This window comes from Achromobacter aegrifaciens (assembly GCF_902859735.1).
Lineage (GTDB): Bacteria > Pseudomonadota > Gammaproteobacteria > Burkholderiales > Burkholderiaceae_B > Achromobacter > Achromobacter aegrifaciens.
In genome coordinates this window covers 151,088-171,383 of the sequence record NZ_CADIJY010000008.1, presented here as the reverse complement: position 1 = coordinate 171,383, position 20,296 = coordinate 151,088, and the positions used below count along the sequence as shown (strand labels likewise).

At 67.0% G+C, this 20,296-nt stretch carries 18 protein-coding genes and 2 riboswitches; of the genes, 7 read left to right on the top strand and 11 right to left on the bottom strand.

Annotation, left to right across the window (positions count from 1 at the left end; all coding sequences use genetic code 11):
* Positions 1-10 precede the first annotated feature (10 nt).
* Positions 11-1,387 carry a spinster family MFS transporter gene (locus HV766_RS21685; protein ID WP_175181820.1) on the bottom strand — a complete coding sequence of 459 codons (1,377 nt, stop codon included), beginning with the start codon at positions 1,385-1,387 and terminating at the stop codon, positions 11-13.
* 122 nt (positions 1,388-1,509) lie between these two features.
* Here HV766_RS21685 and HV766_RS21680 point away from each other — a divergent pair, with 122 nt between their 5' ends.
* From HV766_RS21680 to HV766_RS21670, 3 genes are all read left to right on the top strand, one after another.
* Positions 1,510-2,520: an AraC family transcriptional regulator gene (locus HV766_RS21680; RefSeq protein ID WP_254593344.1), complete on the top strand. Its 1,011-nt coding sequence runs from the start codon at positions 1,510-1,512 to the stop codon at positions 2,518-2,520.
* Between the two features lie 116 nt (positions 2,521-2,636).
* Positions 2,637-3,734, top strand: coding sequence for an NAD/NADP-dependent octopine/nopaline dehydrogenase family protein (locus HV766_RS21675; RefSeq protein ID WP_175181819.1), 1,098 nt, complete (start codon positions 2,637-2,639; stop codon positions 3,732-3,734).
* A gap of 16 nt (positions 3,735-3,750) precedes the next feature.
* Positions 3,751-4,746 (top strand): 3-hydroxybutyryl-CoA dehydrogenase, encoded by a 996-nt coding sequence (locus HV766_RS21670; RefSeq protein WP_370540133.1) that lies wholly within the window; start codon positions 3,751-3,753, stop codon positions 4,744-4,746.
* 5 nt (positions 4,747-4,751) lie between these two features.
* Here HV766_RS21670 and ampC read toward each other — a convergent pair whose 3' ends face one another.
* Positions 4,752-5,912, bottom strand: coding sequence for a class C beta-lactamase (ampC, locus tag HV766_RS21665; RefSeq protein ID WP_415823323.1), 1,161 nt, complete (start codon positions 5,910-5,912; stop codon positions 4,752-4,754).
* A gap of 128 nt (positions 5,913-6,040) precedes the next feature.
* Positions 6,041-6,132: riboswitch (glycine riboswitch) on the top strand.
* Position 6,133: 1 nt separating this feature from the next.
* A riboswitch (glycine riboswitch) is annotated at positions 6,134-6,225 on the top strand.
* Positions 6,226-6,269: 44 nt separating this feature from the next.
* Here ampC and HV766_RS21660 point away from each other — a divergent pair.
* The gene (locus HV766_RS21660; protein ID WP_119449954.1) at positions 6,270-7,499 is read left to right on the top strand and encodes a D-amino acid dehydrogenase; all 1,230 of its coding nucleotides are present in this window, start codon (positions 6,270-6,272) and stop codon (positions 7,497-7,499) included.
* A 37-nt stretch (positions 7,500-7,536) separates the two neighbouring features.
* Here HV766_RS21660 and HV766_RS21655 read toward each other — a convergent pair whose 3' ends face one another.
* Both HV766_RS21655 and HV766_RS21650 read right to left on the bottom strand, forming a co-directional pair.
* The gene (locus tag HV766_RS21655; protein WP_175181816.1) at positions 7,537-8,847 is read right to left on the bottom strand and encodes a metal-dependent hydrolase family protein; all 1,311 of its coding nucleotides are present in this window, start codon (positions 8,845-8,847) and stop codon (positions 7,537-7,539) included.
* Between the two features lie 66 nt (positions 8,848-8,913).
* Positions 8,914-9,696 (bottom strand): alpha/beta fold hydrolase, encoded by a 783-nt coding sequence (locus tag HV766_RS21650; RefSeq protein ID WP_175181815.1) that lies wholly within the window; start codon positions 9,694-9,696, stop codon positions 8,914-8,916.
* A gap of 258 nt (positions 9,697-9,954) precedes the next feature.
* Between HV766_RS21650 and HV766_RS21645 the strand changes: the two genes are divergently transcribed.
* Positions 9,955-10,809 carry a helix-turn-helix domain-containing protein gene (locus HV766_RS21645; RefSeq protein WP_054452761.1) on the top strand — a complete coding sequence of 285 codons (855 nt, stop codon included), beginning with the start codon at positions 9,955-9,957 and terminating at the stop codon, positions 10,807-10,809.
* A gap of 34 nt (positions 10,810-10,843) precedes the next feature.
* On the opposite strand, the gene nadB is transcribed toward HV766_RS21645, so the two are convergent.
* The 7 genes from nadB to HV766_RS21610 all read right to left on the bottom strand — a co-directional run bounded on the left by nadB (position 10,844) and on the right by HV766_RS21610 (position 18,801).
* The gene (gene nadB, locus HV766_RS21640) at positions 10,844-12,406 is read right to left on the bottom strand and encodes an L-aspartate oxidase (protein WP_175181814.1); all 1,563 of its coding nucleotides are present in this window, start codon (positions 12,404-12,406) and stop codon (positions 10,844-10,846) included.
* A gap of 20 nt (positions 12,407-12,426) precedes the next feature.
* Positions 12,427-13,566 (bottom strand): quinolinate synthase NadA, encoded by a 1,140-nt coding sequence (gene nadA / locus HV766_RS21635; RefSeq protein ID WP_125470548.1) that lies wholly within the window; start codon positions 13,564-13,566, stop codon positions 12,427-12,429.
* A gap of 144 nt (positions 13,567-13,710) precedes the next feature.
* Positions 13,711-14,499, bottom strand: a complete 789-nt coding sequence (locus HV766_RS21630) for a PhzF family phenazine biosynthesis protein (RefSeq protein WP_119449959.1) — start codon at positions 14,497-14,499, stop codon at positions 13,711-13,713.
* A 93-nt stretch (positions 14,500-14,592) separates the two neighbouring features.
* On the bottom strand, positions 14,593-15,090 hold the full coding sequence (locus HV766_RS21625) for a transporter suffix domain-containing protein (RefSeq protein WP_119449960.1): 498 nt from the start codon (positions 15,088-15,090) through the stop codon (positions 14,593-14,595).
* 13 nt (positions 15,091-15,103) lie between these two features.
* A complete protein-coding gene (locus tag HV766_RS21620; protein WP_175181813.1) occupies positions 15,104-16,162 on the bottom strand; it encodes a DUF2955 domain-containing protein in 1,059 nt (352 codons plus the stop codon).
* Positions 16,152-17,261, bottom strand: a complete 1,110-nt coding sequence (locus HV766_RS21615; protein WP_175181812.1) for an HlyD family secretion protein — start codon at positions 17,259-17,261, stop codon at positions 16,152-16,154. The genes HV766_RS21620 and HV766_RS21615 overlap by 11 nt, the downstream gene beginning before the upstream one ends.
* Complete coding sequence (locus HV766_RS21610; protein ID WP_175181811.1) at positions 17,254-18,801, bottom strand: efflux transporter outer membrane subunit; 1,548 nt, start codon at positions 18,799-18,801, stop codon at positions 17,254-17,256. Before HV766_RS21610 ends, HV766_RS21615 begins: the two co-directional genes overlap by 8 nt.
* 246 nt (positions 18,802-19,047) lie before the next feature.
* Between HV766_RS21610 and ppk2 the strand changes: the two genes are divergently transcribed.
* Complete coding sequence (gene ppk2 / locus HV766_RS21605) at positions 19,048-19,869, top strand: polyphosphate kinase 2 (RefSeq protein ID WP_119449962.1); 822 nt, start codon at positions 19,048-19,050, stop codon at positions 19,867-19,869.
* A 43-nt stretch (positions 19,870-19,912) separates the two neighbouring features.
* Positions 19,913-20,167 carry a hypothetical protein gene (locus tag HV766_RS21600; RefSeq protein ID WP_054452780.1) on the top strand — a complete coding sequence of 85 codons (255 nt, stop codon included), beginning with the start codon at positions 19,913-19,915 and terminating at the stop codon, positions 20,165-20,167.
* The last annotated feature ends 129 nt before the right edge of the window (positions 20,168-20,296 follow it).

Here is a 20,296-nt window from a genome sequence, read left to right as displayed (position 1 = left end):
GCAGCCGCGTTCAGGGCGACACGCGCGCCGGCGCAAGCGGCGGCGCCTCCTGCGCCTCCAGGTTCAGGCTGCGCCGGTAGTGCTTGCAGCCAGCGGCGAGCAGGCCGATGCACAATACCGCGGCCACGCCAATCAGGACCGAGATGGATTGCCCGACTGCCGCCGGGTTCTTGAACAACCGATCAGTCAGCATGGCCACGGCGGTGGTGCCCAGGCCCAGCCCGATCAGGTTCGAGATCAGCAGGAATAGCGCCGACACCTGGGCGCGCAGCTGATTGGGGGGCAGGATCTGCATCGCAGCCGTCGAGGTCGGCATGGGGAACGAGGCGAAGAACATGGCCGGCAGCAGCCAGCCCACCGACCACCACAGGGAATCGACCTGGGTGAAGATCACCGCCGGCAAGGCCATGCCGGCCGCGCCGATCACGCCGGCGCGCAGCGGCGCATCGCTGTAGCCGCGCCTGGCCAGCCAGTCCATCAGCCAGCCGCCGCAGAACACCCCGGCGGTGTTGGCGACGAGCACCACCACGCCCAGCATGTAGCCGGCTTCGGAAGGCGACATGCCGAACTTGCGCATGTAGAACGCCGGCGTCCAGCCCAGCAGCGCGAACAGCACCATCGCATAGAACGAGAAGCCCAGGTAGTGGCAGAAAAAGGTGCTGCGGTGGCGGCCCAGGAAGCGGAAAGTATCTTTCATGGCAGGCTTCTGCACCTGCCCCGAGGCATTGCGCCGCAAGCCCAGCCGCTGCGGATCTCGCACCGTCAGCAGGATCAGCAGCGCGATCAGCAGGCCTGGCAATCCCACAATGAAGAAGGTCACCTGCCAGGGCCGCATCGCGCCTATCCAGGGCAAGGCAACGGTATCCACGCTCTTGAGCAGGTTGATGACGTAGCCGCCGATCAGGAATGCCATGCCGCCGCCGATGAACGAGCCGATCGAATATATCCCGACTGCGCGCCCCAGTTTTTCACGCGGAAACATGTCGCTGAGCATGGAGTACGTGGCAGGTGACAGCGCCGCCTCGCCCACGCCCACGCCGATCCGCGCAAGAAACATCTGCGCGAAATTGCGCGACAGGCCACAGGCCGCCGTGGCCAGGCTCCAGAATGCGACGCCGATCGCGATGATCTTGGGCCGCGAATAGCGATCCGCCAGCAAGGCGATCGGTATGCCCATGAAGGCGTAGAACAAGGAAAACGCCAGGCCGTGCAGCAAGCTGAATTGCGTGTCGGACAGCTGCAGGTCATGCTTGATGGGCTCGATCATCAGCGCCAGGATCTGCCTGTCGACGAAGGAAAATATGTACGCTAGCATGCATATCACCACGACATACCACTCGTAGGCGTAGCTAGGTTTTGATCCGTGCCGCGGGCTGCCGTCAGTCATGGTTTGTTTCCCTTGTATGGTGGTGAGATCTGCCCATGCCCAAGGACCGGGTCGCGTCTCACTTGCTTGCAGGCCCATCTTTTGTAGGTCTTTGCGCAGCCAGCCTCTATACGCCTGACGCAATGACTGTTCTCGCTGCGCAGGAAAGCATGTTCAACGACACCAATCCGCTGGACCGCCATTGCTTGCTGGACTCGGGCAACATCGCCGAGATCAAGGACCAGGTCAGCCAGCACCTCTGGTCGCACCGCATGTGCGTCCCCCCGGGAAAACCCCTGCAATCCCGCCTGTACGGCGTCTTCTTCGGCAATGCGGCCTTGTTCGATCTGCACTATGGCGCGGAAGTCGAGATCGACGCCGGCGATATCGCCAGCTACTACCTGATCCGAATCACGCTGCAAGGCTCCGGGCTGATCACGCTGGGCAAGCGCAGCGCGTCGATGAGCGCGGGCAGCCTGACCATTTCCTCGCCGTCCGAGCGCAGCGTGATCCGCATCGGCCGCGACTGCCGCAACCTGATCCTGCGCATCGAGCGCGAGGCGCTGGAGCGCCAGCTGCAGCGGCTGCTTGAACGCCCTATCAAGCAGGCGCTGGTGTTCGACCTGCAAATGGATGCCGACGCTCCCGGACCGGTGGCGGTGCGCGAAACGCTGGACTATCTGTGCCGGCTGTACCGCCATCCCGCCATTGAAGGCGTCACGCAAACGCTGGCCGCCGGCTTTTCAGACTACCTGCTGACGCTGCTGCTGACCCAGCTGCCGCACAACTACTCCGAGGCTTTGCAGGCAGACCGCCGCCAGCCGTTGCCGCTGCACGTGCGGCGCGCGCGCGATTACATAGAAAGCCATCTGGACCAGCCGCTATCGCTGATGGACCTGGCGGCCTACTGCGGCGTCTCCGTGCGCACGCTGCAAAACGGCTTTTCGCAGTTCCTGAAGCAGAGTCCCAGCGACTACGTGCGCAACCAGCGGCTGGCCCAGGTGCACGCGGCGCTTGCGCAAGCCGGCGAAGGCGATAGCGTCACCGACATCCTGCTGCGGCACGGCATTTCCAGCTTCGGGCATTTCGCCACCCACTACCGCAAGCGCTACGGCTGCCTGCCGTCGGACACCCTGCGCCAAAGCAGGCATTAGGCATCGCACGGCAGCGCCGGATTCGCTTGCCGGATCGGAACGCCGCTTGCGCGTTCGGCGCAGCCCCGCCTGCACGCCGCCGCTAGGATCAAGGCTCCATCTGACGGAGCTTGACCATGAGAATCAGCGTCATAGGCGGCGGCCACGGCTGCTACGCGGCAGCGGCCGAGCTGTTTGAGAAAGGCCATCACGTGCATTGGTGGCGCAGGGACTGGTCGGCCTTCCAGGGCTTGCGGGATGCGGGCGCGCTGACGGTCACCGACTATCGCGGCAGCCGCCAGGTTCCGCTGGGCGACGGACCGCGGCAGTTGCAGCTGGTGCGCGACCTGGCCACAGCCGTGGAGCATGCGGAGCTGCTGGTCATTCCGCTGCCTTCCACCGCCCACGAAGCGCTGGCGCGGGAATTGGCGCCGCTGCTGCGCGACGGCCAGGTCGTGTTCCTGCCGCCTGGCACCTTCGGCTGCTACGTCTTCGCCCGCGCCATGAAAGACGCGGGAAACGTCGCGGACACGGCCTTCGCCGAAACCGGCACCCTGCCCTATCTGGCCCGCAAGCATGGCGAAAAGGTCGTGATCAGCGGCTACGCCACCCGTCTGCCCACCGGCGTCTTTCCGCGGCGGCTGTCGAAGCAGGCGCTGGCCGTGGTCCAGCGCGCCTACCCCAGCATCGAACCGATAGAGGACGGACTTTCGGGCGCACTGATGAACGCCGGCCCCATCATCCATCCGCCGCTCATCATGATGAATGCAGGGCCGCTGGAACACTTCGACAAATGGGACATCCACAACGAAGGCACCCAGGCCTCCATACGGCGCGTGACCGACGCGCTGGACGCGGAGCGCATCGCCATCCGTGTGGCCCTGGGCTATGCCGCGCCCCACTTCCCGTTGGCCGACCACTATGCCGCCGAAGGCGATGAATGGATGTACGGCCGCGGCGCCCATGGCAAGCTCACCGACAGCGGCGACTGGCGCGAGGACATAGACCTGCACACGCACCGCTACATGCTCGAAGACACGCGGCTCGGCCTGTCATTCCTGGTGTCCGCCGGCCGCTGGGCGGGCGTGCCGACGCCGGTCGCGCAAGGCCTGCTGAGCCTGGCCAGCGCGGTCACCGGCCGCGACCTCTACGCGGAAGGACGCACATTCGAACGCCTGGGCCTGGACCGCCTGTCGCACGCGGACATGCGCCAGCTTCTGGCCGAAGGCTGCTGACACGGAGATGCAAGCCATGAATGAAAAAATGTGCGTAGTCGGCGCCGGCCGCATGGGCGTGGGCATCACGCTGTCATACATCCATGCCGGACTGGACGTCACGCTGATAGACATCAAATCGCGCACGCCCGCCGAGCAAGCCGGGTACTTCGCCCGCGTGCGGGACGATCTGCGCCGCGAGCTCGGCATCCTGTGCAGCCTGGGCTTGCTCGACGCCGCGCAGGCGGAGGTTGCGCTGGCGCGCGTGCGCCTATGCACGCGCGAGGATGCGGAGGCAGACCTGAGGCAGGCGCGCGTGGTGTTCGAAGCCGTGCCTGAACGCCTGGACGCCAAGCGCGATGCCTTTGTATGGCTGGGAGCGGCCTGCGCGCCGGACAGCATCATCGCGTCCACCACGTCCACCTTTCTGGTCACCGAGCTGGCGGAACTGGTGCAAAACCCGCAGCGCTTCCTGAACGCGCACTGGCTCAACCCCGCCTACCTGATACCGCTGGTGGAAGTGAGCCGCGGCCCGCAGACCAGCGAGGCCGCGACGCAAGGGCTGCTGGCAGCGCTGCGCCTGGCGGGCAAGAAGCCCGTGCAGTGCGCCCCCGCCGCGGGCTACATCGTGCCCCGCATCCAGGCCCTGGCCATGAACGAAGCGGCCCGCATGGTGGAGGAAGGCGTGGCCAGCGCCGAAGACATCGACACGGCCGTGCGCCTGGGCTTCGGCCTGCGTTTTTCGGTTCTGGGGCTGCTGGAGTTCATCGACTGGGGCGGCGGCGACATTCTCTACTACGCCTCGCGCTACCTCGCCGATGCCATCGATCCGCGCTTCGCCTCGCCTGCGGTCATCGCCCGCAATATGGAACAAGGGCGCAACGGGCTGCGCGACGGCCAGGGCTTCTATGACTACGCCGGCATGGACGTGAATGCCTACAAGATGGAGCGGCTGGCGCAATTGTGCAAGCGCCTCGAAGTGATGGACCTGCTGCCCCGCTACGACGCGGCGAGGCAGCCGCCCGCGCGATAGCGGGCCTATTGCTCCAGCTCGCCCAGGATCCGGTACGCCAGCCGGACCCTGGCCTCGTTGGGATAATTCCGGTTGGCCAGTATCACGATGCCCAGCTTCTTCGACGGCACGAACGCCACATAGCCGCCGAAGCCATTGGTCGAACCCGTCTTGTTGATCCACACGGTCTCCTGCGGCGGCAGCGGCGGGTTCAACGCCGCCACGGGCTGGCTCTGGCTGTTGTAGTTGCCGGCATTGGCCGTCAACAGCGCGTCCAGCGTTGCCGGATAGCGCAATTGCTCCCAGGCCAGATCCTGGGTCATGTCGCCCAGCTGGTAATAGCCGACGTGCGTCTGCGCGATTGCGCCGCGCAGTTCGGCATCCGCGAGGTTCAAGCCCATGTTCGCGTCGACGAAACGGATCAGGTCGCGTGCGCTGGTCTTCACGCCGTAGGCTTCGTCGGCCAGCACGCCCGGATTCACGCGCACGGGCGCATCCTGCTTGTTGTAGCCCTGCGCGTAGTCCGCCATCCTGGCGGCGGGCACGTCGATGTAGGTGCTGGTCAGGCCCAGCTTCGGAAACAGGTCCCGTTCCATGGCCGCCTTGAACGGCCGGTTCAGGCTCTTGGCCGCCACCATGCCCAGCATGCCGATACTGGGGTTGGCGTAGGTGCGATACGTGCCAGCGGCATGCTCGGGCTTCCAGGCCTTGAGATAGGCCATCAGCTGCGCCTGGTTCTTGATCGCGTCGGGCACCTGCAAGGGGAAGCCGCCGGTCGTGTGCGTCCCCAGGTTGATCAGGCTCAGCTTGGCGAAGTCGCTGCCGGCGAGCTCCGGCAGGTACTTGGCCGGACTGTCGCTCAAGGCCAGGCGGCCGCGCACCTGTGCATAGGCTGCCAGGGTTGCCGTGTAGGTCTTGCTGATGGAGCCGATCTCGTACAGCGTATCGCTGCCGGCAGGCCTGCCGGTCTGCCTGGACGCCACGCCATAGTTGTAGAAATGCTGTGCCCCGTTGCGGGTCACGGCGATCGACATGCCCGCAATGCCGTGTTCGCGCATGACGGCCTGGACCGCCTCGTCGACCTTGCGGTCCGTCTCTGCCTGGCCGGCCTGCGCCAGCGCGCAGCCTGCGGCCATCAGCGCAAACAATCCCGTGCGCAGCATGCTGTTCAAGCGCATTCTCGTCATTCCCTGTCGTGTCGGATCCGTGGCGCCGCGACGGCGGCGCGCATGCATCGTAGCGCGATGCGACGCCTTATTGGTACTAACCCTTGGTCTCATCCCAGGGGAATTTGGCTATTCTCGCCTCGTCGATCCAAAACCCCGCAGAAGAGACCTGCCCCCGCGGCAGGCGCCGACGGAGCAACCGCCCCGGAAACTCTCAGGCAAACAGGACTGCGCGGTCTAGACAATCTGGAGAGAGGCGCCAAGCGCGCCCACCGAAGGGGAACCCGCCGCCGTCTGCGCCGCGGGTGAAGCTCTCAGGTACAGAGACAGATGGGGTGCTGCGGCCGGGTGGCCGCGGCCACTCAATCTGGAGCCATCATGCCCCGCATCGCCATCATTGGCGCCGGTATCACCGGCGTCACGTCCGCCTATGCCTTGAGCAAACTGGGATATCACGTCACTGTCTATGACCGCCAGCGCTATCCGGCCATGGAGACCTCCTACGCCAACGGCGGCCAGTTGTCGGCCAGCAACGCCGAGGTCTGGAACAGCACCGCCACCATCATGAAAGGCCTGCGCTGGCTCGGCCGCCACAACGCCCCGCTGCTGCTCAATCCCCGCTTCAGCTGGCACAAGTACTCCTGGCTGGCGCAGTTCATCGGACAGATCCGCAACTACCGCCGCAACACGATCGAGACCACCCGGCTGGCCATCGCCGCGCGCCAGCATCTGTACGCCATGGCGGAAGAAGAAGGCATAGATTTCGACCTGGAGCGCCGCGGCATCCTGCACATCTACCACGACGCCGCCAGCTTCGAGACCGCGCGCCGCGCCAATGCCCTGCTGCAGGAAGGCGGGCTGGAGCGCTACGCGGTGTCGCCCGAGGAAGCGCGCAGCATCGAGCCCACGCTGCAAACCGCCTGCCATGGCGGCTTCTACACGCCTTCGGACGCCACCGGCGACATCCACAAGTTCACCAGCGGCCTGGCCCGCGCCTGCGAACGCCGCGGCGTGCGCTTCGCGCAGGACGCGGACATCCGCAACATCAGCCTGGACGGCGCGCCCTACGTGCTCGACGTCGTACGCGAAGGCGGCACGCGCCGCGAACAGCACGAGGCCGACGCCATCGTCGTCTGCGCCGGCGCCGTCAGCCGGCAGTTCGCCAGGCAGCTGGGCGACACGCTCAACATCTACCCGGTCAAGGGCTACTCCATCAGCGTGCATCTGGACGACGCCGCCAGCCAGGCGGCCGCGCCGCGCGTCAGCCTGCTGGACGAAGCCGCCAAGATCGTCACCAGCCGCCTCGGCGACCGCTTCCGCGTGGCCGGCACGGCGGAGTTCAATGGCTTCAACATGGACATCCGCGCGGAGCGCGTGCAGCCCCTGGTGGACTGGACCCGCAAGCACTTCCCCGGCATCCGAACTTCGCGCGTGGTGCCGTGGTGCGGGCTGCGGCCCATGACTCCGAGCATGATGCCCCGGGTCGGCCCGGGCAGGCGGCCCGGTGTGTTTTACAACACGGGGCATGGGCACCTGGGCTGGACCTTGTCGGCGGCGACGGCGCAGATGCTGGCAGCTAGCGTGAGGGAGGGGGTGGGAGAGGCTTGAGCGGGTGAACGCGGCGCCTGGAAAGGCGCCGCCAGACTCACAACACCAGCGCAGCTTCCCTGCCCGCCTCGGCACGCAGCGGCTCCGCATCCAACCCCTGCCGGGAAATGTCCTTACACACCTCCCCATCCTTCATCACCAGCAAGATCCGCTCCGGATCCACCAGCAACGACAGATCCTTCAGCGGATCCCCATCGACCATGACCACGTCCGCCAGATAGCCAGGACGCAGCATGCCCAATTCGTGCGGACGTTGCATGATCTCGCCGCCCAACCGGGTGGCGGACACGAGCGCTTCGGTCGGGGTCATGCCGATGTAGTCCACGAAGTACTGGAGGTCGCGGGCGTTGGTGCCGTGGGGCATCCAGGCAAAACCGTAGTCGCCGCCGGGCAGGATGCGGATGCCGCGCTTGTGCATCTTGCGCAGCGACTCCGAGGCGATTTCCAGCTCGCGCTTGTAGCCCATCTGTTCGGCTATGGCGGGCGTGATGCCGTATTCGGAAGCGTTGAAGGCGGTGCGGATCAGCCAGCCTATGCCGGGCGCAACGAAATGGCGGTCCTTGTTGGCTTCCAGCATGTCGAGCGCCTCTTCGTCGGCGAAGCTGGCGTGGTAGATCATCTCGATGCCATGGCGCACGCATTGCTTGACTGACTCGCTGGAGCGCGCGTGCGCCGCGACCCGCTTGCCATAGCGCTTGGCCTCGTTCGCCAGCATGGCGATCTCGTCTTCGGCGAAGGGCGACATCTCGGCCGGCAGGCCGGCGATGTACTCGCCCGACAGGTTGATCTTCAGGTGGTCGACGCCGTACTTGATGAAGGTGCGCGCCGAGCGCCGGATCTCTTCGGGGCCACAGCACACGCTGCCGAAGCTCAGTTCGTCGAACGGCATGTGCGGCAGCGAGTTGTCGCCCAGCGCGCCTATGGTGGTGATCTCCTGGCTGCCCGCCAGGTAGCGCGGCCCCGGGCATTCGCCGGCATTGATGGCATTGCGCAGCACCACGTCCAGGCGCGGCTTGGCCGCGGCCGCTCCGATGGCCGAGGTCCAGCCCATTTCCAGATAGCGTTTGGCCACGCGCACGCACCAGAGTATGTGCTCTTCCGGCGGCATGAACTGGATCGCGGCCAGCGTGGGCTGGTCGTTCCAGGAAAAATGCGTATGCGCTTCCGTCATGCCCGGCATCAGGAAGCGGCCGCGCCCATCGATGATGCGCGCGCCCTCCCGGCTCACCTGCTCGGGCGTGCGCGCGACCTGCGAAATGCGCGCGCCGTCGATCAGCACCTCGCCTTGAAAAGGCTGCTTGCCGCTGCCATCGAAGATGACGACGTTGGTAATGGCAATTCTGGACATGACAGGTCTCCTCCGGCCCGCGTTTGGGGGCCGATTTCTTATGTTGAAACGCCAGGAAAACGTGGCTTAGCGCAGCGCCGCGTGGAACTCCCGCAGGGCCTCGATGCAGGCCTGGGGCTTTTCGTAAGTGGTCCAGTGGCCGCATCCGTCCAGCACGATGCGGCGGCTGCCTGGCATGCGCGCGGCCAGGGCCTCGACATTGCCGGGCGGCGCCACGCCGTCCTGATCGCCGGTGACCAGCAGGGCCGGCGCGCCGATAGTCTCGACGGCGGCCGGCTGCGCATCCGCCAGCGCCTCGCAGCTCTGCGCATAGCCTTGCGGCGGTTGGCGCATCACGCTCTCGCGCACGAGCGCCAGCACGGCGGGTTGATCCTGCTTGGTCTGGGCGCTGGTCGCGCCTTTGACGATGGCGTCGGCGATCTCCTGCATGGCCGCGTCGCCGCCGCGCGCCAGCTCCGCACGCGCGCGGATGCCGGGCCGGCCCGCGTCGGGCGGAGCGGCCAGCGGGCCGAACAGGGCCAGCGACTTGACCCTGCCCGGATGCGCCACGGCAAGATGCTGGGCCACGACGGTTCCGAGCGAATGGGCGGCGACATGCGCCACATCGATATCCAATGCGTCCAGCAGTCCGACCAACGCGTCCACGTAGGTAGCGATGGACAGGCGCTTTTCGCCCAGCGGCGAACGAGCGCTGCCCGGTAGATCAGGACGGATCACGCGGAAACCGTCGAAGGCGCCCATGATGGGCGTCCAGGTATTCGAGGAACCGCCCAGGCCGTGTATGCACAACAGTGCCGGCCCCTCGCCGTCGATTTCCACGGCCATGCCGTTGACGTGTTGCGTGCTCATGCTGCCGCCTCCCTTTATCTGAACAGTCGCTGTTTGCATCGGCACCGCGCCGGCAATTTTTCAGGACTGTATCGGCGCAGGCGGTGGCGCGCTTATCGCTGCGTGCGCGGACTTATCGCAGAGTCAGATTTTGTGCCTAGTGAATACACCTAGCGCGGACAAACGCGTAAACGCCCATAAAATTCCCTGAGCGCCGCACCCGCCCGCACGCAGGCCCTGGCTTGCGCGACGAGGCGATAAGAAAAACGGGAGACAGACATGCAGGAGACCTACGCCTTGCACGAAGGCGCGTTCGGCCGCGCCGTTGTGCTGGAACTGCGCGACGACCTGATCGCGCACGCGCATGCGGAAGTGCAGCTGGCCCTGTGGCTGGGCGGCGCGCGCGTGCTGGGGCATGTCGGCCAGACTCCGGTCCCCTACAGCGAACACCTGGCGCTAGGCACCAATACGTACGAATCGCACGACGCCAGGCTGCTCGAACGGTCGGGCCCGGCCATCTTCCTGGTGCTCTACATCGCCAAGCCCTGGCTGGACGAACGGCGGGCCGCCACGGGGCGGCCATTCCACTTCGCCGCGCCGGGCGTGCCCATCGACGCGGCGGTGCGCCAGGGCTGTTGGCGCTTGCTGGACAAGATCGTGGCGCCGCAGGACCACCCCGGCGCGGACCTGGATGCCGAAGTCGAGGCCTTGCTGCAAGCGGCAATCGAATCGTCGATCGAACCGGAGCGCCCACGCAACCAGATGCCCGCGACGCCGGCGCTGGACCGCCGGCTGCGCGCGGCGATCGCCTACATGCGCGAGCACGCCCATGAACCCATCACGGCCGAAGAAGTCGCCAGCCGCGTGGGCCTGTCGCGCGGCCATTTCTTCGCGCTGTTCCGCGATCAGCTCAACACCACGCCGCAAGTTTTCTGGAGCGCCGTGCGCGTCGAAGAAGCCGTGCGCCTGCTGGTACACCAGGAGCAGCCCCTGACCTCCGTAGCGCTGGACCTGGGCTTCTCCACGCCCGGCAATTTCTCCCGCTTCTTCCGCGAGCACATGGGCGTGTCGCCGTCGCGTTTCAGGCGCGCGGCGACGGGCGCCGCGCAGCATCTGCTGACCGGGGTTTCCTGAGCCGCTGGCCGGCCGGACACTGCCCTGCCCGCGCCTAGGCGGTTGCGGCAGGCGCGCGCAGCCGCAAATCCACGGCGTCCTGGCCCGGACGATCGCGGTTGAAATGCGCCCCGCGGCTTTCACCCCGCGCACTCGCCGCCCGCACGATGAGATCAGCCGCCAGAGCCAGGTTGCGCAGCTCCAGCAGTTCCAGGCTCAAGCCCTCGCGCAACAGCCGCGCTTCCGTCTGTGCTCGCAGCGGACCAATGAAGGCAGCCGCACGCGCCAGCGATGCATCGCTGCGCAGCACGCCCACGTCCCGGCTCATCAGTTGTCGCAGGTCGCGCCGCAGCCGCGCCAGATCGGGCGACGCCGGCACGGCGATTGCGTCGGGTGCCGGAGTTCTGCGGGAAACATCGGCCCGCTTCTGCCCGAGTATGTCTTGCGCCGCAGCCCGCCCCGTCACCACGCATTCCAGCAACGAATTGCTGGCCAGGCGGTTGGCGCCATGCAGCCCGGTGCAGGCGGCCTCGCCCACCGCGTACAGGCCGGGCAGGTTGCTGCGCCCGGCCATGTCGGCGGCGATGCCGCCGCAGGTGTAATGCGCGGCGGGCGCAACCGGGATGGAAGCCGTCGTGATGTCGATGCCCAGCGCCAGGCAGCGCGCCTGGATGGTGGGAAAGTGTTCCCGCAGGAATTGCGGCGATTGGTGGCTGATGTCCAGCTGCACGCATTCCAACCCATGGCGTTCCATTTCGCCCTGGATCGCGCGGGCCACGATGTCGCGCGGCGCCAGTTCGGCGCGCGCATCGTGCGCCGGCATGAAGCGCGCGCCGTTGGGCAGGCGTAGCACACCGCCCTCGCCGCGCACGGCCTCGGAGATGAGGAATCCGCCCGCCTGCGCGTGGTGCAGGCCGGTAGGATGGAATTGCGTGAACTCCATGTTGGCGATCTGGCAGCCCGCGCGCGAGGCCATGGCGATGCCGTCGCCGGTCGCGGCCGGCGGCGCGGTCGTCGTCTGGTATGCCTGTCCCGCGCCGCCCGTGGCCAGCACGACATGGCCGGCCGTTGCGTCGAAGATCCGCCCGCTGCGCAGGTCCAGCAGGCGCACGCCGCGGCAGCGCGCCGCGGCCGTACCCGCGGCGCCGTCCAGAATCAGGTCCACGGCGCAATGCGCCTGCAGCAGCGTGATGCCGGATTGCCGCCGCACTCTGTCCCCCAGCGCCGCGACGATGGCGCTGCCGGTCGCGTCCGCCGCGTGCGCGATGCGGCGCAGGCCGTGCCCGCCTTCGCGCGTCAGATGCAAGCCGCCTTGCTCCAGCGTGAACGCGACGCCCTGCTCCTGCAGCCAGGCGATCGCGCCGCAGGCCCGGGAGATGATGTGCCGCGTGGCCGGCAAGTCGCACAGGCCTGCGCCCGCGACCAGGGTGTCGCTGACATGCGCCTCGATGCTGTCGTCCGCGCCCAGCGGCGCGGCGATGCCGCCCTGGGCGCGGTTGCTGGCGCTGTCGCGCAACTCGCCCTTCGACACGAGGGCGACCCGCCTGCGCGGGGCCAGTTCCAGCGCCGCAGCCATGCCGGCCAGCCCGCTGCCGATGATGATGACGTCGAATTCCATGAGCGGACCTCCGGTAGTCCTTAGGCCGGCCCGACGCTGGCGTATAGCGCCGTGTCGCGTGCGAAGTCGCCGCTGGCCTGCACGCGGCGCTTGCGCTGTTCCGCGAAGTCCAGCATGCGGTCGATCGGCGCCTTGGCGCGCAGGCCCAGCGCGGGGTCCAGCGTGATCTCGTTGCGGCCGTGCTCCAGTGTCTCGGCAAGGTTGCCCAAGGCGTTCATCGCCATCCAGGGGCAATGCGCGCAGCTCTTGCAGCTGGCGCTGTTGCCCGCGGTGGGCGCGGCCAGGAAGGTCTTGCCGGGCGCCTGCGCGCGCATCTTGTGCAGGATGCCCTGGTCGGTCGCGACGATCAGCAGCCCGGCGTCGAACTTGCGCGCGGCCTCGATCAGCTGGGTGGTCGAGCCCACCACGTCCGCCTGCGCCAGCACCGCCGCGGGAGATTCCGGATGCGCCAGCACCTTGGCCTGGGGATGCTCGGCGCGCAGCAGCTCCAGTTCGGTGCCCTTGAACTCGTCATGCACCAGGCAGGACCCCTGCCACAGCAGCATGTCGGCGCCGGTCTGGCGTTGCACGTAGTCGCCCAGATGGCGGTCCGGCGCCCAAAGGATTTTCTCGCCGCGCGCATGCAGGTCGGCGATCACGTCGAGCGCGATCGACGAGGTGACGACCCAGTCCGCGCGCGCCTTCACCTCTGCGCTGGTATTGGCGTAGACCACCACCGTCCGGTCCGGATGGGCATCGCACCAGGCGGCGAAATCGGCGGCCGGACAGCCCAGGTCCAACGAGCAGGTGGCGTCCAGGTCCGGCATCAGGATGCGCTTGTCCGGGCTCAGGATCTTGGCGGTCTCGCCCATGAAGCGCACGCCGGCCACCACCAGCGTGCGGGCCTCGTGGTCGCGGCCGAAGCGAGCCATTTCCAGCGAGTCGCCGACGCAGCCGCCGGTCTGTTCGGCCAGCTCCTGCAACTCCGCATCGACGTAATAGTGGGCGACCAGCACGGCGCGTTCACGCGCCAGGAGTTCGCGTATGCGCGCCACGCAGGCGGCGCGTTCATTGGCTGGCAAGGGTTCGGGCACGCGGGCCCAGGCCTGGCCGACGGCGCTGGGGCAGCTAGTCGTGGCAGGCAGATCGAATTCGACGTACCGGCGGTTGGGGGTGTCCATGGACGCGTCTCCTCGCGAAATATTATGCTCATGTTGAGCATTTAATGGTCAAAAAAAGAGCACGGTTTATGCTAGTGTTGAGCATAAACCGTGTCAACGTCTCTTTTGTTACGCCGCCGCGCCTGCGCCGCGGCCCGCCAGGCTTCAGATGAAGATCGAGCCGCGCAGGTACAACGCCGCCTGGCCGCTGATGATCACCCGGCCGTTATCCAGCACCTCGCATTGCAACTGGCCCTTGCGCGCCCCGCCCTGCTGCGCGCTCAGGCTGCGCTTGCCCAGGCGCTGGGCCCAGTACGGCGCCAGCGAGGTGTGCGCCGATCCGGTCACCGGATCCTCGTTCACGCCCACCCGCGGCCCGAACCAGCGCGTCACGAAATCGAATTGCGCCGACGGCGCCGTCACCGCCACGCCGCGCGTCTCGAAAGCCGCCAGCGCGGCGAAGTCCGGCTTCAAGGCATCGATCCGCGTTTCATCGTCGATCACCACCAGATAGTCGTCCGTCTTGTAGAACGCCTGCGCGCCCGGCAGGCCCAGCGCCTGCAGCAGACCCGGCGGGATCTCCTGCGCTTCGGGCCGCTTGGCCGGAAAATCCATCGCCAGCCGGTCGCTCGCGCGGCGCACCTGCAGTTCGCCGCTGCGCGTGGCAAAGCGCAGCACGTCTTCCGTTGCGCCCAGCTGTTCGAACAGCACCCAGGCCGACGCCAGCGTGGCATGGCCGCACAGGTCCACCTCCACCGCGGGCGTGAACCAGCGCAGCTCGTAGACATCGCCCTTGCGCACGAAGTAGGCGGTTTCGGACAGGTTGTTTTCTTCCGCGATGCGTTGCAGCGTTTCGTCCGGCAGCCATGCCTGCAGCGGCACGACCGCCGCCGGATTGCCGCCAAAGGGCGCGGCGGTGAAAGCGTCTACCTGATAGATGTCGAGTTGCGGCATGGCGGATCCTGGTTGATGGCTGAGGTTACGCGTCGGAACGCAAGCCGGCATTTTCCTATGAAAACGCCGGCTCCGGCCGTGGCGGCCCGCCCGCTACACCGTCCGCACGAACAGGCCGCGCAGCTTGCTCCAGAAATCCCCGCCCAGCACGAAGAAGCTGGCGATCAGCATGATGTCTCCGACCAGCTGGGCCTGCCATAGATTGGGCCGCAGGCCCGGCCACATTTCGTCGATGTAGGGTTCCAGCACCGAGGTCAGGATGGGCAGGAAGAACATGACCAGGCCGATGGCATGGCGCACGGGGCCGACCTTCTGCACGGGTGCCAGCTTCTTGGCATGGCCGAACACGATGGACTTCAGCCGCTGAAAGCCTTCCTTGCCCATGACGGCGATGCAGCTCAGCAGCAGCACCTTGTTGGCGATGAAGATGGTGCCGGTCAGCGCGGCGATGCGCGGGCCTGGCACGTCCAGGTAGCCCGCCACCGGGATGAGGAACCACAGGGCGAAGGCGATGATGAACAAACCTATCCCGCATTTGAAGCGCCAGCCCGCTGCGGGCGCGGGTTGGACCGGTTCGTCTGGCAATGGCATGGCTGCCTCCTGGTCAAGCGTTTGAGGGGACTGCGGTTGAAGGATTCGCCCCAGGCTTCGGGCTGCCCGACGCCCGCGATTCGAGCAGGCGCAGCATCAGGCAGGCGTAGAGCGTGACGCCGATGAACAAGCCCATGCGCACCGCGAACGCGGTATAGACGTCCTTGCCGGCGGCGCTGTCCTGCACCGACTGGCCCAGCAGGATGATGAGCGTCACCAGCGTGTTCAGCCAGAAGCTGGGGGGATGGCGGGTCGGACTCAGCCGGTAGAGCTTGCGCGCGGCGATGAGGCCGAACAGCAGCATCCAGAGAAAGAACATCCAGAGATTCACGAACAGGCTGAGGGCGCACCAGAAAGCCACTGCCAGCGCGCCGCCCAGCAGGGTCGAGCCCAGCAGTTCGCGGGCCGCGCCCTGCGCGGCGGTGACGCAGCTCTGCCGCCCCAGGCTGACCGATTTCAGGATGATGGGCATGTAGCCCAGCGGGTCGGTCAGCGCCAGCAGGAACGCCGGCATCACAACGAGCGAGGCGCGCAAGGCCAGGCGGCTGGCCTGGTCGGGCGGCAGCACGGGCGCCGCCGGCGGCGCGGGCGCGGCCGCCGGCTCGGGAAACAGCAGGTGGCAGCCGCCCAACACCAGGACCGCGACCAGCAACCCTTTGCCCAGCGCCTCGATCACCTGGGAAGCCAAGGCGAAGTCGACGGTGCCGGCGGCGGAGATCATGGTCAGCCCGATGATGAGGAAGGTCGACAACAGTCCATTGCCGCCGCGCAGCCCGTGGCGGAAAGCGAAAAAAAGGCAAAGCGCGATGAGCAGCACGCCGCTAAAGGGGTAGTAGCGCAGCAAGGGACTCAGCAGCAATCCGATCGCGGTGGTAAGAAGCGCCATCAGCATCAGGCCCAGCCCGCTCTTGAACGAGAGGGGCCGGTTCATCGACGCCAGCAACATGACGCCCAGCACCGGCGCGACCATGGCGATGGGCAGGTCCAGGCCATAGCTGATGGCCGTGCAGAAAGCCGCGCCCGCGCCCACACGCAGCGCGCGGCGTCCGCGAGGATCGGGATCAGTACGCATAGGAAAGCCAGCTCATCAGCCGCATGTACGCGCGGCCCAGCAGGTTGAGCGGATTGCCGGAGCTGGGAAACGCCATGACCTCGGCCTGGCCGCCCACGCGCACGCCGCTCAAGGCCGGCAGGTCGTCGCGATCGAATTCCACGATCACGGGGAAGCGCTGCGCGGGCCGCAGCCAGTCGCGGCTGTTCTGCACCGTGGGCAAGGCGCCGGGCGGCGTGCCCGGTCCCACATTGACGCCATACCCAACGCTGCGCACGCGGCCCTTGAAGATTTGCCCGGGCAGCGCGTCCAGGATGATGGACACCGGCGTGCCGGGCTCTACGTGGCCCAGGTTGTTCTCGGTCATTTCAGCGCTGATCCAGACGTCGTGGATCGCGATCAGCGTCATGACGGGGTTGCCGGCGGCCGCGAACTGCCCGGTGTCGGTGCGCAGGTCAGTGATCAGGCCCGCCGAACGCGCCCGCACCTGCGTGTTGGCCAGGTCCAGCTCGGCCTTTTCCAGGGCAGCGGCGGCGCTGCGCAGCTTGGCGTTGTCTTCCTCGCTGCCGCCTTCCTGTTCGCGCGCGCGCTGCACCTCGGCGCGCGCGGCCGCGACCTGGCTGATGGCCTGCGTCAGATTCGCCCGCGCGATTTCCAGCCGCCGCAGCGATACGGTGCCCTGGTCCTCGCGGTACAGCCGTTCGAGCCGCGTGCTGTCCTGGCGGGCCTTCAGCTCATTGGCCTGCGCCGCGCGCAAGGAAGCCTGTGCCGAATCGATGCCCGCCGTGCCGGCGCCGATCTGCCGGCGCGTGGACTCCAGGTCGGCGCGGGCGCGATCCACGGCGATGCGGTAGTGCTCCGGGTCGACGTCGAACAGCGTCGCGCCGGCCTCGACATCCTGGTTGTTGCGCACGTACACCCGCGTCACGCGCCCCGATACCTCGGAAGCCACCGGCACGACAAAGGCCTGCACCCGCGCCTGCTGCGTGTAAGGCGTATAGCGGTCGGCCAGCAGATACCAGGCCAGGCTCAGCACGATGAACAGAACCGTCCATCGGACGCCCTTTTTCGCGGGATCCGGCGCGGGGGCTGCGGCGGGCTGGGACGGCGAGTCACTCATCGGGTCGCACCTTTTGCGCGGACAGGGCAGTTGGGGAAGCAGGCGCCGGCTCGGATAGCAGATCGCCCCAATCGGTACGCTGCCGCATCTGTTCGCGGGTCGCCGGGTCGAGCACCGGTTCCGCGCTATACCAGCCGCCACCCATCGCCTTGTACAGCGCGATGAGATCGCTTACGGCGCCGCCCCGGTTCACGACGTAGGCGTCCTGCTGGACGGCCAGTGCCTGCTGCGCGTCCAGCACCCGCTGGAAATCGGTATAGCCTTCGCGGTAGAGCGCGTTGGCCAGCGTGAGCGAACGCCCCGCGGCCTGCGCCGACTGTTGCAGGATGCCGTCGCGCTCCAGCGCCTTGATCAGGCCGCTGGCCGCGTCGTCGGCTTCGCGCGCCGCCTGCCGGACGTCGTCCTGGTAGGCCACGATCAGTTGCTGCAGGCGGGCATCCTGCACCCGCACATTGTTCTGCAGGCGGCCGTGGTCGAATACGTTCCAGCTGAGGACCGGGCCGGCCAGCAGCGCCGCGCCGCCCGCCGTGCCCGCCAGCGACGTGGCGGACCAGGCGATGCTGCCCAGCAGGGTCAGCGAAGGATAGAGGTCCGCCGCGGCCACCCCCACCTGCGCCGACTGTGCGGCGATGCGCAGTTCGGCTGCGCGGATGTCGGGACGGCGCAGCAGCAGGTTGGCGGGCACGTCCTGCAGCACGGCGCGGTCGATCAGCGGCACCTCCGCCGTCTTGTTGTCCAGTTCCGGCATGGGTCCGGGCGGCCGGCCGGCCAGGACCGCCAGGGCGTTGCGGGTCCGCATGATCTGGCTTTCGAATTCGGGAATGGTGCCCAGCGTGCTCAGGTACTGCGTGCGGGCCTGCTGCAGGTCCAGTTCGTCGGTCTCGCCGCTGCGGAACAGCTTTTGCGTGATCTCGTAGCTGCGCTTCTGGATGGCGGCATTGTCGCGGGCGATCCGCAGCCGCGCCTCGGCGGTGCGCAGCGCGTAGTAGCTTTCGGCCACCTGGGCGTGCAGCAGCACCAGCACGTCGTCGCGATTGGCCTGGGCCTCGAAGTACAGGGCGTCGGCCGACTCGATGGCGCGGCTGAACCGGCCCCAGAAGTCCAGCTCCCAGCCTATGTCGAAGCCGGCGCTGTATTGCCAGAAGCTGCTGGGGCGCGGATTGCCTTCGGCCGAGCGCGAGGACCGGTGCTGATACAGGGCATTGGCCCCGATCACTTGGGATTGCGGGTAGCGTCCGCTTTGGGCGATGCCCAGCTGCGCGCGCGCTTCCATGATGCGCAGGCCGGCGATGCGCAGGCCCGCGTTGTTGGCATCGGCCTGGGCGATCAGGGCTTCCAGGACGGGGTCGCCGAAAATCTGCCACCACTGCCGGGCGTCCGGCTGCTGTTGCTGGAGGCTGGCCTGCTGCAGCGCGGGAGTGCTCCAGTCCGCGACCCAGCTGGTGCGCTGGGGCTCGAAGTCCGGCCCCACACGCATGCAGCCGCCCAGGCAGAGCATGCCGATCAGCAACAGCCGATTCAAACAGATCAGCGGCGACATCGGTTATCGGGTCCGTGTAGAGCCTGACCGCCATGGTCCACGACGCAGCTCCGACCTTGCCGGAGCGCTGTGCGCGAATTGATTCTATTGGCCTTTTCCGCTTCTCGCCAGAGGATAGTTTCGACGCAAGCACTAAATAAAACGAACTGCTCCTACCTGCCTGTGTACAAGGGGCAACGGTCGGCGCTAAAGTGAAAAATTCCAACGTTCCGACCGTTTCCCCGCAGCATATTCTGGAGTGCCGTCATGAACGCTCAGAAGAAGGCAGCAGCAGAGGACAAGCAGCCGGCGCAAGCCAAGCTTTCGGGAAAGCAATACGCCGAGGAACTGGCCCGGCTGCACGTGGAGCTGGTCAAGCTCCAGGAATGGGTCAGCCAGACGGGCGCCAAGGTCTGCATCATTTTCGAAGGACGCGACGGCGCCGGCAAAGGCGGAACGATCAAGGCGATCACGGAGCGGGTCAGCCCGCGCGTCTTCCGCGTGATCGCCCTGCCCGCCCCTTCGGACCGCGAGAAAACCCAGATGTACATGCAGCGCTACCTGCCTTACCTGCCGGCGGCGGGCGAGGTCGTGATCTTCGACCGCAGTTGGTACAACCGGGCCGGCGTCGAACGGGTAATGGGGTTCTGCTCCAAGGACGACGTCAAGATCTTCCTGAAAGGCGTGCCGCTGGTCGAACGGGCCATCGTGGGCTCGGGCATCATCCTGCTCAAGTATTGGCTGGAAGTCAGCGAAGAAGAACAGACCCGCCGGCTCCAGGCCCGCATCAACGACGAGCGCAAGATCTGGAAGCTGACCAAAATGGACCTGGATTCGTACAGCCGCTGGTACGACTACTCGCGCGCCCGCGACGACATGTTCGCGGCCACCGATACCGGCGTGGCGCCCTGGTATGTTGCGCAATCCGACGACAAGAAAAAGGTGCGCCTGAACATCATCAGCCACCTGCTCGCCCGCATCCCGTACAAGCGCATGCCGCGGGCCAAGGTGAAGCTGCCCAAGCGGCAGAAAGCCGGCGGCTACCGCGACCCGGGACATCCCTTGCGCATGGTCCCCGCCAAATTCTGAGCGGTGCGCCTCTGACGCCCGCAGGCTTCCAAGGAGAACGCTCATGGCCGCCCTGCTGATCAACCATGTGGAAGAAAGCACCTCCGACGAGGACATCCGCGGTTTTCTCATGAAATACGGCTTTCCATCCTGCGACCGCATCCAGCGGGTGCCTAGCGAGGGCGAACGGCCCGCGGTCCTGGTGACGTTCGATGGCGCCGGGCCCGAGGAGCTGCGCGCGCTGGCGCCCCGCATACACCAGGTGTTCTGGAAGAACCATACGATCGCCGTGCTGGTGATGCGCGAGCCCATCGAATAAAGGTCCGCATCGGCCCGGCCAATCGTGACCGGATGTGCCGTTTAAGGGTTTCCCCCAGGATTTCGGTTGTCGATTTCCGGTCAACTCGTACGTCGTGTCAGTACGCACAACTTTCCTGAAAGGCGGACT